A 14,204-nucleotide genomic window follows, 5' to 3' on the forward strand; every position below is an offset into this window, starting at 1 on the left:
CCGGTTGCAGCCTCGGGCTACAAGCGGGCGTTCCGGCCATGCCATGAGTTACAGGCGCTCGCCGAGGAAGGTCAGCGTGCGGCCATGCGCGAGCGCCGCGGCGCGCTGGTTGTACGACGCGCGGTCCGAGCAGTTGAAGCCATGATCGGCGTTCGGATAGATGTTGAATTCCGCGTCGGTGCGCCCGGCGAAGCGCTCCTGAATCTGGCCGACGGCCGACAGCGGGATATGCGCGTCGAGTTCGCCGTAGTGGAATTGCATCGGCACCTTGATCTTCGCAGCCTCATCGAGCTTGTTCTGGATGCCGCCGCCGTAGTACGCAACCGCGCCGTCGAGCGAACCTTGCGCGGCCGCCAGATACGCGAGCTGGCCACCGAAGCAGAAGCCGATCGCCGCAATCTTGCCGGTCACTTCCGGCATGGCGCGCAAGGCCGCAGCCGCTGCGCCGATGTCGGCCACGGCCTGGTCGACGTTGGTCTTCTGCATCAGCTCGATGCCCTTCGTGCGATCCGCGCCGTCGTATGTCAATTCGACGCGCGGCTGGACACGCCAGAACACATCCGGTGCGAGCGCGATGTAGCCGTCTTGCGCGTATTGATCCGCGACCGAGCGAATATGGCTGTTCACGCCGAAGATTTCCTGGATGATGATGACGGCCGGTCCCTTGCCGCCTTTGGGCAGCGCCAGATAGCCGCCGAAACTATCGTTGCCGGCGGGAATGTCGATCCAGCGGGAAGTCGTGCTCATGTTGCTCTCCATTTACCAGTGCGTTGATGCGTGAGGTCGGTCTGAATGAATGCCAGAGGCGTGAATGCCTGAAGCGGGCCGGTCAGTTTGCCATCAAAAGAAACGCCTTGCAGCGAGCCCGAGTGTGGCCCGGCGACGCTTGCAGCGCCCATAGTGCGCTACTGATCTCGTAAGGCGATTGAAACATTCTCGATAATTCATTTTCCCGCGCATGCCCGGCTCGGTACAGTCGAACGTATCGGCTCGCGCGTGCCGCGCGGGTCCTGGTAAAGGAGGAATCGATTATGAGCAAGCGCAGTTTTGCGACGCCATTTGCCGAACGTTTCGGCATGCGGGTGCCGATTGTGCAGGCGCCGATGGTCGGCGGCGCGACCACGCCGGCGATGGTCGCGGCAGCTTCGAACGCGGGCGCATTCGGTTGTCTTGCCGGCGCGGCGCTGGCGCCGGAGAAGATCGCGAGCGAAGTCGCGGCGATCCGCGCGCTGACTGATCGTCCGTTCGGCATCAATCTGTTTGTGCTGCCGCCCGTTACGCCTGATGAGATGACCGTGCGCTGCGCGCTCGAAGCGATCGATCCGATCCGCGCGGAACTCGGCTTGCCGCCGGGCAGCCCGCTCGAACGCTATGCGCCCGACTTCCGCGCGCAACTGGACATGCTGATCGAATTGCGCGTGCCGGTGGTCAGCTTCACGTTTGGGCTGCTTTCCAAAGACGACGTCGCCCGTTTGCACGCGGCGGGTTCATATGTCATAGGCACCGCGACCCATGTCGCAGAAGGACTGGCGTGGCGCGAAGCGGGGGCTGACGCGCTTGTGGCGCAAGGGGCGGAAGCCGGCGGTCATCGCGGCACGTTCATCGGCGCTTTCGAAGACGCGCTGATTGGCACCATGGCGCTGGTGCCGCAACTCGTCGACGCGACCGGCCTGCCGGTGCTCGCGGCGGGTGGCATCATGGACGGACGCGGTATCGCCGCAGCACTGGCGCTGGGCGCACAGGCGGCGATGATGGGGAGTGCATTCATCACCTGCGCCGAGAGCGCGATCTCCCCGGCATGGAAAGCGCGTTTGCGCTCAATGTCCGATACCTCGACTGCCGTAACGCGCGCGATCACCGGGCGCCATGCGCGCGGCATACGCAATCCGTTGATGCTGCGCTTGAGCGAGTCGATGAATAAGGTCGCGCCTTATCCGGTGCAAAACGCCTTGACGCAGGAACTACGACAAATCGCGAGCCGTGCGGAGAAAAGCGACTATCTGTCTCTATGGTCAGGCCAGGGCGCGCCGCTTGGCCAGAAGCGTCGCGAAGGCCTCGGCGTCGCGGAACTGGTCGGGCAACTCGAAGAGGAATGGCACGCCGCGGCCACACGGATCGCGGCGTTCGAAGCTTGATTCAAGCAGGTTCAGGGGCGTCTCGCAGCAAACTGCGGAGCGCCTCGTTTTTAAGCACAAAGCCTATTCGAAACATCAACGGTTTAACACGCTAAAAGCTTTAGGGCGTGTTGTCAGACGCACGGCTCACCTGGCGGAAACCCGCATGGGCTGGTGCTTTCCAGCCTATCCTTCCGATTTGAATCGCCTCCTGGTGGATAAACGCTATTAGTGTTCATCCCACTTCCTCAAAAAAGTCCCACAATTTAATTTGTTGGCCTACACTTGCGCGCAAGTACGGTTTGCCGCCTGTCACAAACAGTCCGGTGAACGTGCTGGCCAAGTGCATGAACGATGCAACCGGCGTGGTCGTCCACGGGACTGAGCGACACGTGTAGGGAAGCGGGGGCACAGGGCGATTACGTTGTTTTTGGGACCGAAACTGGAGACTTACATGAACATCAAGATTCAAAAGCTGTTGCCGATCAGCGCTGCGGCCATGTTGTTTGCGTCGTTGGCAACCGGCGCGGTAGCGGACGAGGTCGTCAAGATCGGCCACGTTGCACCGTTGACCGGCGGTATCGCTCACCTGGGTAAAGACAACGAAAACGGCGCGCGCCTGGCAGTTGAGGAAATCAACGCCAAGGGCCTGACGATCGGCGGCCAGAAGATCACGCTGCAACTCGACGCACAAGACGACGCAGCTGACCCGCGTACGGCTACGCAAGTCGCGCAGAAGCTGGTTGACGATAAGGTCGTCGCAGTGGTCGGCCACCTGAACTCGGGCACTTCGATCCCGGCTTCGAAGATCTATAGCGATGCAGGCATCGTGCAGATCTCGCCGTCGGCAACGAACCCGGCTTACACGCAACAGGGTTTCAAGACGACGTACCGCGTCGTGGCGACCGATGCGCAACAAGGTCCGGCACTGGCTAACTACGCAGCCAAGACCATGAAGATGAAGAGCGTCGCGATCGTCGACGACTCGACCGCTTACGGCCAGGGTCTCGCCAACGAATTCGAAAAGACCGCCAAGTCGCTGGGCCTGAACGTGATGTCGCATGACGCGACGAACGACAAGGCTGTCGACTTCCGCGCGATTCTGACGAAGATCAAGGGCGAAAATCCGGACGCGATCATGTACGGCGGTATGGATGCAACCGGCGGCCCGTTCGCCAAGCAAGCCAAGCAACTTGGCCTGCGCGCGAAGGTTCTGGCTGGCGACGGCGTGTGTACCGACAAGCTGTCGGACCTGGCTGGCGACGCAACCGACAACATCGTCTGCTCGGAAGCCGGTATGGCGCTCGAGAAGATGGCTGGCGGCCCGGCGTTCCTCGCCAAGTATCAGAAGCGTTTCGGTCAGCCGATCCAGATCTACGCTCCGTTCACGTATGACGCTGTGTACATCATCGTCGACGCTATGAAGCGTGCGAACTCGACCGATCCGGCGAAAATCCTGGCAGCGATGCCGTCGACCGACTACAAGGGTGTGATCGGCGAAACCACGTTCGACTCGAAGGGCGACCTGCAACACGGCGTGATCTCGCTGTACAACTACAAGGCAGGCAAGAAGACGCTGCTCGACGTAGTCAAGATGTAAGAACCGCATGACCGAAGACAGCTTTGTTGGTCTTCGGTCAAGCAGTTAAAAGGCACGCGCGCCGCATGGCTCGCGTGCCTTTTCTTTTTGGGTGCGGGCTGCGAAGCTGGCGGGTATGGGAACATTGTTTGGGAGAATGCCGTGACCACTGCGATCCATTCGATCGATAACAGCTGGCGCCGCTGGATTGCTGAGAATCTGCTGCTCGATGCACCGCCGCCTGCTGTGCACGGTGCGCTGGTCGGGCATGGTTTCGATCCGGCCGAAGCCGCCCACGAAATCGAGGCAGCGCTCGCGAGTCCTTACTTTGAGGGTGCCGCGCGTTTGCGCAATCGTTTGCGTAAGCGCGAATGGATATTGTCGGTGTACGGCGCGCTCAATCGCATGCGTGCCGGAAGCGGCGAAATCGAAAGGCGCGAGCGCTTATCGCGTGACGAATTCTTTGAGCAGTACTACTTTCAGAACCGGCCGGTGATCATCACCGGCGCTTTCGATTTCTGGCCGGCGCGCACGCAGTGGAGCTTCGATTACTTTCGCGAGCGCTGTGGGGATTGCGAAGTCGAGGTGCAGTTCGGGCGCGAGTCGGACGCGGATTATGAAATAAATCAGCCGAAGCTCAAGCGCATGATGCGCTTCGCCGATTATGCCGATCTCGTCGAGCGCAGCGGCCCGACTAACGATTTCTACATGACCGCCAATAACACCTCGCACAATCGCGCGGCACTCGCGGCGTTATGGTCCGACGTGCCGGCTATCGGCGAATATCTCGATGCCGGGTCGCCCGATACCGGCTTCTTCTGGATGGGGCCGGCGGGAACGAAGACGCCGTTTCACCATGATCTGACCAATAACTTCATGGCGCAGGTGATTGGCCGCAAACGGATCAAGCTGGTTCCGTTGTCCGATACGCCGCATATGGCGAATATGCTGCATTGCTTCTCGCAGGTGGACGGCAGTGCGATCGACTACGAGCGTTTCCCGTCGATGCGCAATGCTCATTTGATCGACTGCACGCTCGAACCCGGCGAATTGCTGTTTCTGCCGATCGGCTGGTGGCATTACGTAGAAGGACTGGATGCAACGGTGACGATGACCTTCACCAATTTTCTGCAAGGTAACGACTTCTCGCGCGATTACGTGACGTACCACCAGGTGTGATGGAGCGATAAAAAACAGCGAGCCGGTTGACCCGGCTCGCTGCCCCCCTTCAACGCTTGTTTTGCCGCGTCGTTATTTGCTGTCGTTATTCGTCACTTCTTCGGCGCCAGAGTGCCCAGACCGCCGAGCAAACCACCCCCTGTCGTGCCGCCCGCCGAGCCCGCCGTACCGGTCAATGCGCCGGTCACGGTGTTCAGCAGACCGGTGATCGGTGCCAGCGGATTGCTGGCGCCCCCGCTTCCACCGGTACCGCCGGAGCCGCCCGAACCTGCCGCCGATCCAAGCGCGCCTGTCAGCGACGACACCGCCGACGTCACCGTTGCCAGCGGGTTGCCGCTGCTGCCGGCCGCGCCGGTCAGGACGCCGGTGACCGAGCTGACCACACCGGTTAGCGGTGCAAGCGGACTGCCGGAGCCGCCGGTGCCGCCGGAGAGTCCGCCGAGACTGCCGGTCACTGTATTGAGGGCATTGGTTAGCGGTGCAAGCGGACTGCTCGAGCTGCCGCCGGCGCCGCCGAGACTACCGAGACTGCCGGTCACCGTGCTGAGGATGTTGGTCAGCGGCGCAAGCGGACTGCTCGAGCCGCTGCCGCCGGTCAGGCCGCCGCTCAAGGTGCCGGGCAGCGCGGTGAGAATACTCGTCAAAGGCGCGAGCGGATTGCCGCTCGTGCCGCCGCTGCCGCCCGGATTCAGAATCCCGGTGAGACCGCCGAGCGGGTTGCCGCTGCTCGAGCCACCTGCCGTCAGCAGGCCGCCAGCGGATGTGACGGTGTCGCCGAGCTTGCTCACGACATTGCCGAGGTTCTGACCGATCGGATTGTTCGTCGCGCTGCTCACCTGGCTGCCCGCGCTGTCGAGGCCATGACCGATGGTCGATAGCAGACCGTTCAGCGGCGCGCCGAGACCCGTCGTATCGCCGACCGTTTGAGTCGTCTGCGCCAGCGTAGTGGTGATCGGCGTGATCGCGGTGCTGACGGTTTGCGTCACTTGCTGGATCGGGCCGTTCGTCAACTGCGAGGTCAGTTGCGTGCCGAGGCCGCTGACGGCATTGCCGAGCGTCGAGACCGTGGCGCCGAGCGGCGTGGTCAACGGACTGAGCGGCGCGGTGGGGCCGGTGCCGAGACTCGTCACGAGCTGGCCGGCGCTGTTGACAGCCTGGCCTGCGTCATAAACCAGATTGCCGCTGCTCGCCAGCGTCGTGCCAAGCGGATCCTTGGCGTTGCCGAGCTGGCCGAGGCCGTTCGCCGTGCCCGTGCCGACCGCTGTGACGCCTGCACCGAGATTCGAGACGACGTTGCCGAGCGCGGTCGTGGTGGCCGGGTTCGCGCCGGGGATCGGCGTGAGGCCGATCTGGTTGCCGATCGCGGAGACGGTCTGGCCGGTCGTGCTGATTACATTGCCGGTGTTCTGGACGACGACCCCGATCGGATTGGCGCTTGTTGGCGTCGGGGTTGGCGTTGGCGTTGGCGTTGGCGTTGGCGTAGGTGTTGGAGTCGGCGTCGGTGTCGGTGTCGGAGTAGGCGTCGGCGTCGGCGTCGGAGTAGGCGTCGGAGTAGGCGTAGGCGTAGGTGTTGGCGTTCCACCACCGCCTCCGCCGCCTGCACCGCCGCCTGCACCGGCACCCGCCCCTCCGCCCGAAAGGCCTGGATTGATCGACGTGGTTCCGCATCCGGTCAGTAAGATCATCGACGTCACGCACATGGCGATCGCCGACAGTTTGAAATTGCGATTCATGGTCTGCTCCCCCGTAATTTGGAAACTGCTGGGGAGCTAACTGCAAGGCTTATGCCATTCGCGCTAGGAAGACCGGATCGTCGGATAAACTCAAACAAATCAACGATTTGACGGAGTTCGAGAGAGGCGGCGAGCGCATTGAGGCCGCCGATGTGGTGGGGAACACGTCAGTGTGCAGGCCTCGCGTAACGTAACGTAAGGTCGCGCGTTTTCATATGGCGCGAGCTCGGCCGATGTAGCCGCAATGCACGTCTGCGTCAGATCTTCAAACGCCGCAGCACCTTTGGACCGGTGATCGCAATCAGCGCCGAACACACGGCTACCACGGACAACCCGATCGGCAGACTGGTTACCTGTGTCACCGCGCCGATCATGACCGGCCCGAACAACAGTCCGAAGTAGGCCAGTCCGGCAACATGCGCGAGTCCTTCGGCCGCGTGAATGCCTTTGACGCTCGCCGCTGCAGCGAACAGCACGGGCATCATGTTCGCGAGCCCAAGACCCATTAGCGTGAAGCCAATCAGCGCGGCAACCGGATTTGGCAACAATAGCGCGCCGACCATCCCGGCGCAGGCAAGCGACGCGCTCGCCATCACCAGTTGCGGTGCGCCGAAGCGGGCACGCACGGCGTCACCGGCGAAACGCGCCGCAGCCATGCCGCCGGAAAACGCCGCGTACGCCGCGCTCGCGAGAGCCGGTGTGGACAGCACGACGTCGCGCATGTACACGGTCGCCCAGTCGTACATCGCGCCTTCGGCGATTAGCGCGACCAGCGCAATCGCTCCGAGCGCCCACAAGGCTGGCGATCGCCAGCGGTTGGCGCGCGGCGTGGCTGCGTCGGGATGATCGGCGTGCGGTACATGTGGCAGCACGGATGGGCACGCTGCTATCAGCACCAGCGTGCTGACCGCGGCAGCCAGCGCGAGATGTACAGCCGGCGCCATGCCGCGCGCCAGCAAGGCGCCGCCCGCTGCCGCGCCAAACATCCCACCGAGGCTGAACATACCGTGCAGCGCCGACATGATCGGCTTGCCGAGCGCTTTCTCGACAGCGCTGGCTTCCGCGTTCATCGCGACGTCGAGCGTGGCCATGCCGGCGCCGAACACGGCCAGCACGATCAGCAGCATCCAGTAAGCCGGCACGATCAGGATCAGCGCCGCACACGCGGTCATCACACAGCCGCCGGTCAGACAGGCGCGGCGCGTCCCGACCCGGGCGATCCACGGAGCATTCGCCGCCATCGCGACGATCGAGCCTCCGGCCACGGCCAGCAGCGCGAACGAGAGCATCGCCGGATTCAGATGGAAGCGGTCGCGCACGGTTGGCACATGCACTCCCCAAGACGCGTACATCATGCCGGCAATGAAGAACACCGCCATCGTGGCAATCCGGGCGCGCTGGCGTGCGGTGTCGGAGAGATCGCGATGAGCGGCGGGAAGGGAGGCGAATTCGGACGAGCGGTCGGACACTGAAATCTCGTGGAAGAGACGCGTGAGAAAGCGCCTTGTAAGCGAATTTCCGATTCTAACGAAGCTCGCTACCTTATGCTTGAAGCGAAGTGATCCAACACCTATCTATTGAGGACCGCGCACGTGAACATTCCCGCTCACGCTCCGCTACATCTGCTGCATAAGGCTGCTATCGGTACGCTCGCCACCCACGCGCGTCAGCCGGAAGGTTTTCCTTATCCTTCAGTGCTGCCGTTCGCGCCGGACCCGCAACACCGCCCGACAATTCTCGTAAGCCGGCTCGCCGAGCATACGCACAATCTGCACGCCGACCCGCGCGCGGGCTTTCTGGTAGTCGACGCGCCTGACGACGACGTGCTGAGCGGCGAGCGCGTCACTTTGCTCGGTACGTTCGAACCGGTCGACTCGACTCCCGACGTCGTGCAACGCTATCTGCGCTATCACGCAGACGCGGAGCGGTACCTGCTTCTCGGCGATTTCACTTTCTGGGCGATGCGGCTCGAACGGTTGCGCTACATTGGCGGTTTTGGCGCGATGGGCTGGCTGGCCGGCGCCGAACTCGATCCCCTGCCGCCACTCGGCTTCGACGAAGAAAATGCGCTGATCGAACACTTCACCGCTCGTTCTTCAGGCACCCGGGGACCTCAGCTGCTCGGCGTCGATCGATATGGCGCCGATCTGAAACGGGACGGCGTGCGCACCCGCTTTGCCTTTGACGATGCGAAACGCAATACCGAAACCTTGCATGCGGCGCTCGAAGATTGCATCCAGCGCCACGCTAATTAAGCCTTGATTGCTGTTTTGGGGAAAACACGCATGCTGCAATAACAGTACAGCGTTGACACCGCAATATGTTCCGATGTTTCATGTAAAAGCTTTCATGGCATGAAATGTTGACGTGATTTTTTTATCTTAAATTTCATTTTTTGATAGTTAATTCGGCCATTACTGATGTGTGGCTGCTGTTTTCAGCAAAATGCGAAAATTAGCTATTTGAAAGGCGCCGCGTAACGTCGCCGCCGCTTGAAATTTTTTGAAACGAATTCGGATTAATTTTTCGACGGTGCTTTTGCAGTCTTTCTATTTTGTGTTAATCTCGCCATCAAATTCCGAGGCATGATCACCTTCAAAGGGCAAGCTGGCTTAAGACTGGCAGTCATTTATCCAAACCACAAGGGAACCTATGTCGTCATACAAGGAACTACTCGCCCAGCGCGAGAAGCTCGAAAAGCAGATCGAAGAAGCAAAGTCACGTGAATACGCTGAAGTGCTGAATGAGATCAAGCAGAAAATGGCCGATTACGGCATTACTCTGGCTGAACTCGGCGGTGGCCGTGGTGCCAAGGCTGCTAAAGCCGGTCGTCCGCGCGCAGGTGTCGCACCGAAGTATCGCGACCCGGATAGCGGCAGCACGTGGTCGGGCCGTGGCAAGCCGCCGCGCTGGATCGCAGGTCTGGATCGCGAGAAGTTTTTGATCCAGAAGTAATATCAGTAGGGTCAATCAGCCGCGCTTATAGCGTCTGCTGTTTGCCAGAAAAAACCGCGTACCGTTCAGGGCGCGGTTTTTTTTCGCCCTGAAAACTGTTGTGGCTCTTTGTCACAGGTACTCCATGAAACTGGAACGCGAATGCTTTTCGTTTAGATAAACAACTGATTTAAAAGGATTTTTTTGTCTCTCTCCAGCGCATATCGAGGTGCCCCGGGTAGAATGCAGGCATTGAACTTTTTCATTCGATTCAAAGATGCCCTCCATCGCCGCCGTTCAGTCCGCCGAGAAACATCGCGTCGCGCGTAAAAGTACTTTTGTCAGTATTGCGCTCAATACGGTGCTGATGGCGCTGCAAATCGTCATCGGGGTGTTTGCCCATTCCCAGGCGCTGGTGGCTGACGGTATCCATTCGTTAGCCGATTTGATTTCCGATTTTGTCGTGCTAATCGCCAATCGGCACAGTGGCGCCAAGCCTGACGCGGATCACAATTACGGACACAGCCGCTATGAAACGGTTGCGTCATTGTTTTTGGGCGCGCTGCTGATTGTGGTCGGCGTCGGTATGTTGTGGCGCGCCGGAACGCGTCTCGCCGATTTGCAAAACATTCCCGCCGTGCATATGAGCGCGCTCGCGGTCGCGGTGCTGGTGCTGATTTCCAAAGAGAGCCTGTTTCGCTACATGCTGCGCGAAGCGCAACGCGTGCGTTCAGCCATGTTGATTGCCAACGCGTGGCACGCTCGCTCAGACGCTGCTTCGTCGTTGGTCGTCGCGCTCGGCATTGTCGGGAGTCTTGCGGGCGTGCGCCTGCTCGATCCGATAGCCGCGGCCATTGTCGGCTTTATGGTGGCTCGCATGGGCTGGACGTTCGGCTGGGACGCGCTGCAGGATCTGTCCGACCGGGCGCTCGACGAAGCCGCCTCCGCCGACATGCGCGCGCTGTTGCTGGCTACGCCCGGCGTGCGCGACGTGCACGAAATGCGTACCCGCAAGATGGGCGACTTCGCGCTTGTCGACGCGCATATTCTGGTGGACCCGCTGATCTCGGTCTCGGAAGGGCACTACATCGCCGAATCAGCGCGCTTGCGCGTGCTGGCCGACAACCGCGTGCTCGACGCGCTGATCCATGTCGACCCGGAGAATGACGCGATCGCCCGCCCGCCTGTCAATCTGCCGGCGCGTGAGCGGATCGTCGCCGAAGTCAACGCGGCGCTGGCCGCGGGCGGCGTGAAGGCCGCGTCGGTCAATCTGCACTACTTGAGCACAGGGCTCGATGTCGAAGTGGTTTTGCCGGCGTCGGGTTCGCGCGCTGCCCAGCGGGATGCACCTGCCCTTGCCGGTGTCGATCTGGACGCGCTCAGACGCAGTCTGGGTGCCCGCAAGCTGGAGGTGCGGCAAGGATTGGACCTATTAGCGGACGAGGACGACGCCTCGACGGAAGCAAGGCTGGCTCAGGCCACGGCCCGCGTCAAGGCCGCGGAACCGCACGGCAACGCCTGATCGGCGTCGCGCGAATCGAAAAACCGTTCGGAACGCCTGAACCGCCGCTTTACCGCTTCACAGTGGCAACTGCGTATCGAATTTGATTTCGCGTAGCACGACGCTCGTGCGCACCTGAGCGACGGCGGGAATCTTGAAGATGCGTTCGTGCAGAAAGCTGTCGTACGCCTTGATGTCCGGCGCGACGATCTTGAGGATGTAGTCGGATTCGCCGGTCGTGCTGTAGCACTCGGTGACTTCCGGGCAGGTAGCGATTTCCCGCTCGAACTGCTCGACCCCGCCTTCGGTATGGCGCGTGAGATGGATATGGGCGAGCGCGCAGACGTGCAGGCCCAGCTTTTCGCGATCGAGCAAGGCCGTGTAGCGCTGGATCACCCCAGATTGCTCCATGTCCTTGATACGGCGCCAACATGGAGTGCTCGAGAGGCCGACCTGGTCAGAAATCTCTTGCACGGACCGGCGTGCGTCGAGCTGCAGCAGGCGCAGGATTTTTTGTGAGAACGTATCGAGTGTCAACTGCGCCTCCGTTGGCGTCGCCCTATCAACGCATGGTAGAGGTCTCGAAAACGAAACGCAATGTAAAACGGCTTCGAGGAGGGAGATTACCTAATTTGCCGGTTCCTCAGCGGGGTTTTGTCCTGTGCCGTCCCCATCTTGACCCGCCGCCAGCGTGGCTGCCTGAATTGCGCGCAGATCCTTGAGCATGTTGCAGAACAAGGCGCCCTGTTCGATCGCATCGTCCAACGCGACGTGCGTATGCGGGTGTTCATCGAACCAGTGCTTCGGGAAGCGTGGCTTGATGTTCTTGCGGTACGGCAGGCCGGTCAGCGCGAAGGCCAGCGTCTTGATGTCGAGTGCCGACCACGAAAACGGGCAGCGGCCGACAAAGCGCATCATGTACCAGAACATATAGGTGAAGTCGAAACCCGCCGGCATCGCCACGAACACCGGTTTGCCCGGCAACGCCTCGACCCATTCGACGTAGGCTGTGAGGGCGGCCTGCGGATCCTGCAAATCCTTGCGGCAGGCCTCCCACGCTTCCGGCTGCGTCTTCCACCATGCTTCCTGCACCGGATGCGGCGTGGCGCCCTCGAGCAGCTCCAGATTCGCCGAGAAGGTGGCGATCAACTGTTTGTCTTCCGTGTACGCGGCGGAGGCGAAACTAAGCATCGAATGCGGACCGGGAATTGGACCGTCCGCTTCGACATCTGTGCTCACATAGATTTCGCCGCTCATGCCTCAACTCCGTCGGCCACGTATGGATTGGTGCGGCGCTCGGCGCCGAACGTGGAGGTGGGGCCGTGGCCCGGCACGAAGGTGACGTCGTCGCCGAGCGGCCAGAGCTTTTCGCGGATCGCGCGTATCAGGTCGGCGTGATTGCCGCGCGGAAAATCCGTGCGGCCGATCGACCCGGCGAACAGCACGTCGCCCACCAGCGCGAGTCGATGTGCGCGGCTGAAGAACACCACGTGGCCCGGTGTGTGGCCGGGGCAATGATAGACCTCCAGGGTTTCGTTGCCGAATTGCACGGTCTCGCCGTCTTGCAGCCAGCGATCCGGTTCGAACGCCTCGGCAGCGGGAAAACCGAAGCGCGTGCTTTGATCCGGCAGCTTGTCGAGCCAGAAGCTTTCGTCGGGATGTGGGCCTTCGATCGGCACGCCGTAATGCGTGGCCAGCGTCTTTGCGCCGGCGCAGTGGTCGATGTGGCCGTGCGTGAGGAACACTTTTTCGACCGTCACGTTCTGGCGCGCGATTTCCCCCTGGATGACATCCAGGTCGCCGCCCGGATCGACGACGGCCGCGCGTCCGGTTGCCTCGCAAACGAGCAGCGAGCTGTTCTGCTGGAATGGCGTGACGGGGATCAAGGTGACTTTCATGGGTGACGGCGCCGCTGGAAAAACGTTGATTGTACCGGCGTCTCGTCGATACTCGCCGAGGGCGCTGAAGCCCCGCCACAGCAGGCTTTCGGGTGCCCATTTTTGCAGCACGAGTGAAAATTCTTCAAGGTTTTCAGTCGCTTGTCATCCCAAAAATTTCTTTTGGGTATAATGCAGCCCATGCACAAGGAATTGTGCATGCCACAAGGCGATGCGTCCCCATCAAAAATGGGCACGCGGATTGCCACTCAAGTATGGGCTACCGGTGTTTTGCCGGTGGCCATCAGGTATCGATGCTTTCGATGCACACGTCTTACCCAGCCAGGCGCCGCGCGCCTGCAACGGACTTAAATGCCGTGACGCTGGGTGGGGCCTACGCCGCTGTTCCTGTGCGCTGAGTTACGCGCGCAAGAACGTGTTTGCCACGTTCGATGGCGGCATGTGGGGTCTGGTCAGGCTGCCGGGGACAGGTTGCGCCAGACGTGAAAATTAACCGTGCGGTAGCGGCTGTATGAGCCGCATCCGGGCTTTGACGTACTGCGCTTTTCCGCGCGGCGCGTTGTCGTCCATTGCCGCCGGAGTCGCAGGCAACACGCTCAACTTTTCGCGTGATGCGGCTCGACAATTTGATTGCACGTCTTATGAAAACTCGGTTATCCCGTGGTCTGGGGACTATTTTTGCCTTTTTTGTGCTGGCCGGTTGTGCTACGCCTCCGGGCGCGAACACCACGGCTGACAGCGGCGCTCCGCTGAGCACGAAGAAAGTGCAAGCAGGCTCCTTCGGCCCACAAGCTTTTGGCAGCGCGCCGGCCTCCGATGCCGCCGCCAAAAGCCCGTCACTGGCCGATGCCAAGCCGCTAACGGACGAAGGTTCGGACATTTCGGACTTTGAGCAAACCGGGCGCGCCTCGTGGTACGGCCGCGGCTTCCATGGCCGCCGCACCGCCAACGGTGAACGCTACGACATGCACGCGCTTACGGCCGCGCATCGTACGTTGCCGCTTGGCTCGTATGTTCGCGTGACCAATCCGGCCACTTCGCGCTCGGTCGTCGTTCGTATCAACGACCGTGGCCCGTATGCGCGCGGCCGGGTGATCGACCTGTCGATGGCCGCCGCAACCGCGCTCGATATGCGCCATGCCGGTACGGCGCGCGTCAAGATTGAAGGATTGACGCGGCAGGAAGCTCGCGCTGAGATGAATGAAACGCTGGCGTCGAACTCGGGTTCGAACGCGGACAAGTAATTTAGTGGCTGCGCACGCGCCG

Annotated in this window: 13 protein-coding genes; 7 read left to right on the forward strand and 6 right to left on the reverse strand. The window is 61.4% G+C overall.

The genetic code is table 11. The features are described from left to right. Positions 1–48: 48 nt before the first annotated feature. Positions 49–747: a dienelactone hydrolase family protein gene (locus GH665_RS00815; protein ID WP_153134284.1), complete on the reverse strand. Its 699-nt coding sequence runs from the start codon at positions 745–747 to the stop codon at positions 49–51. Positions 748–1,031: 284 nt separating this feature from the next. Between GH665_RS00815 and GH665_RS00820 the strand changes: the two genes are divergently transcribed. The 3 genes from GH665_RS00820 to GH665_RS00830 all read left to right on the forward strand — a co-directional run bounded on the left by GH665_RS00820 (position 1,032) and on the right by GH665_RS00830 (position 4,872). Further along, complete coding sequence (locus GH665_RS00820) at positions 1,032–2,135, forward strand: NAD(P)H-dependent flavin oxidoreductase (RefSeq protein ID WP_153134285.1); 1,104 nt, start codon at positions 1,032–1,034, stop codon at positions 2,133–2,135. A 433-nt stretch (positions 2,136–2,568) separates the two neighbouring features. Continuing rightward, a complete protein-coding gene (locus GH665_RS00825) occupies positions 2,569–3,714 on the forward strand; it encodes a branched-chain amino acid ABC transporter substrate-binding protein (RefSeq protein WP_028197779.1) in 1,146 nt (381 codons plus the stop codon). Between the two features lie 141 nt (positions 3,715–3,855). After that, a complete protein-coding gene (locus GH665_RS00830) occupies positions 3,856–4,872 on the forward strand; it encodes a cupin-like domain-containing protein (protein WP_153134286.1) in 1,017 nt (338 codons plus the stop codon). Positions 4,873–4,964: 92 nt separating this feature from the next. Here the strand turns inward: GH665_RS00830 and GH665_RS00835 are convergent, their stop codons facing one another. Both GH665_RS00835 and GH665_RS00840 read right to left on the reverse strand, forming a co-directional pair. Beyond that, positions 4,965–6,605, reverse strand: a complete 1,641-nt coding sequence (locus GH665_RS00835; protein WP_153134287.1) for a collagen-like triple helix repeat-containing protein — start codon at positions 6,603–6,605, stop codon at positions 4,965–4,967. 257 nt (positions 6,606–6,862) lie between these two features. Beyond that, entirely contained in the window at positions 6,863–8,074 is a 1,212-nt protein-coding gene (locus GH665_RS00840) for an MFS transporter (RefSeq protein WP_153134288.1), read from the reverse strand. A 123-nt stretch (positions 8,075–8,197) separates the two neighbouring features. Between GH665_RS00840 and GH665_RS00845 the strand changes: the two genes are divergently transcribed. From GH665_RS00845 to GH665_RS00855, 3 genes are all read left to right on the forward strand, one after another. Continuing rightward, entirely contained in the window at positions 8,198–8,860 is a 663-nt protein-coding gene (locus GH665_RS00845; RefSeq protein WP_153134289.1) for a HugZ family pyridoxamine 5'-phosphate oxidase, read from the forward strand. A 397-nt stretch (positions 8,861–9,257) separates the two neighbouring features. Continuing rightward, on the forward strand, positions 9,258–9,560 hold the full coding sequence (locus GH665_RS00850) for an H-NS histone family protein (protein WP_028197784.1): 303 nt from the start codon (positions 9,258–9,260) through the stop codon (positions 9,558–9,560). Positions 9,561–9,816: 256 nt separating this feature from the next. Continuing rightward, positions 9,817–11,061 carry a cation diffusion facilitator family transporter gene (locus GH665_RS00855; protein WP_153134290.1) on the forward strand — a complete coding sequence of 415 codons (1,245 nt, stop codon included), beginning with the start codon at positions 9,817–9,819 and terminating at the stop codon, positions 11,059–11,061. Positions 11,062–11,118: 57 nt separating this feature from the next. On the opposite strand, the gene GH665_RS00860 is transcribed toward GH665_RS00855, so the two are convergent. From GH665_RS00860 to GH665_RS00870, 3 genes are all read right to left on the reverse strand, one after another. Continuing rightward, positions 11,119–11,577: an Lrp/AsnC family transcriptional regulator gene (locus tag GH665_RS00860; RefSeq protein ID WP_012431468.1), complete on the reverse strand. Its 459-nt coding sequence runs from the start codon at positions 11,575–11,577 to the stop codon at positions 11,119–11,121. 90 nt (positions 11,578–11,667) lie between these two features. Further along, entirely contained in the window at positions 11,668–12,297 is a 630-nt protein-coding gene (locus tag GH665_RS00865) for a 3'-5' exonuclease family protein (protein ID WP_153134291.1), read from the reverse strand. Continuing rightward, complete coding sequence (locus GH665_RS00870) at positions 12,294–12,938, reverse strand: MBL fold metallo-hydrolase (RefSeq protein ID WP_153134292.1); 645 nt, start codon at positions 12,936–12,938, stop codon at positions 12,294–12,296. Before GH665_RS00870 ends, GH665_RS00865 begins: the two co-directional genes overlap by 4 nt. A gap of 641 nt (positions 12,939–13,579) precedes the next feature. Here GH665_RS00870 and GH665_RS00875 point away from each other — a divergent pair. Then, entirely contained in the window at positions 13,580–14,182 is a 603-nt protein-coding gene (locus GH665_RS00875) for a septal ring lytic transglycosylase RlpA family protein (RefSeq protein ID WP_408277508.1), read from the forward strand. Positions 14,183–14,204: the final 22 nt, after the last annotated feature.

The sequence above is a fragment of the Paraburkholderia agricolaris genome (assembly GCF_009455635.1).
GTDB classification, from domain to species: domain Bacteria; phylum Pseudomonadota; class Gammaproteobacteria; order Burkholderiales; family Burkholderiaceae; genus Paraburkholderia; species Paraburkholderia agricolaris.

Coding starts and splice junctions, on each gene's coding strand:
- GH665_RS00815 (WP_153134284.1), bottom strand. CDS start 747: ATGAGCACGACTTCCCGCTGGATCGACATTCCCGCCGGCAACGATAGT.
- GH665_RS00820 (WP_153134285.1), top strand. CDS start 1,032: ATGAGCAAGCGCAGTTTTGCGACGCCATTTGCCGAACGTTTCGGCATG.
- GH665_RS00825 (WP_028197779.1), top strand. CDS start 2,569: ATGAACATCAAGATTCAAAAGCTGTTGCCGATCAGCGCTGCGGCCATG.
- GH665_RS00835 (WP_153134287.1), bottom strand. CDS start 6,605: ATGAATCGCAATTTCAAACTGTCGGCGATCGCCATGTGCGTGACGTCG.
- GH665_RS00850 (WP_028197784.1), top strand. CDS start 9,258: ATGTCGTCATACAAGGAACTACTCGCCCAGCGCGAGAAGCTCGAAAAG.
- GH665_RS00855 (WP_153134290.1), top strand. CDS start 9,817: ATGCCCTCCATCGCCGCCGTTCAGTCCGCCGAGAAACATCGCGTCGCG.
- GH665_RS00865 (WP_153134291.1), bottom strand. CDS start 12,297: ATGAGCGGCGAAATCTATGTGAGCACAGATGTCGAAGCGGACGGTCCA.
- GH665_RS00870 (WP_153134292.1), bottom strand. CDS start 12,938: ATGAAAGTCACCTTGATCCCCGTCACGCCATTCCAGCAGAACAGCTCG.
- GH665_RS00875 (WP_408277508.1), top strand. CDS start 13,580: ATGAAAACTCGGTTATCCCGTGGTCTGGGGACTATTTTTGCCTTTTTT.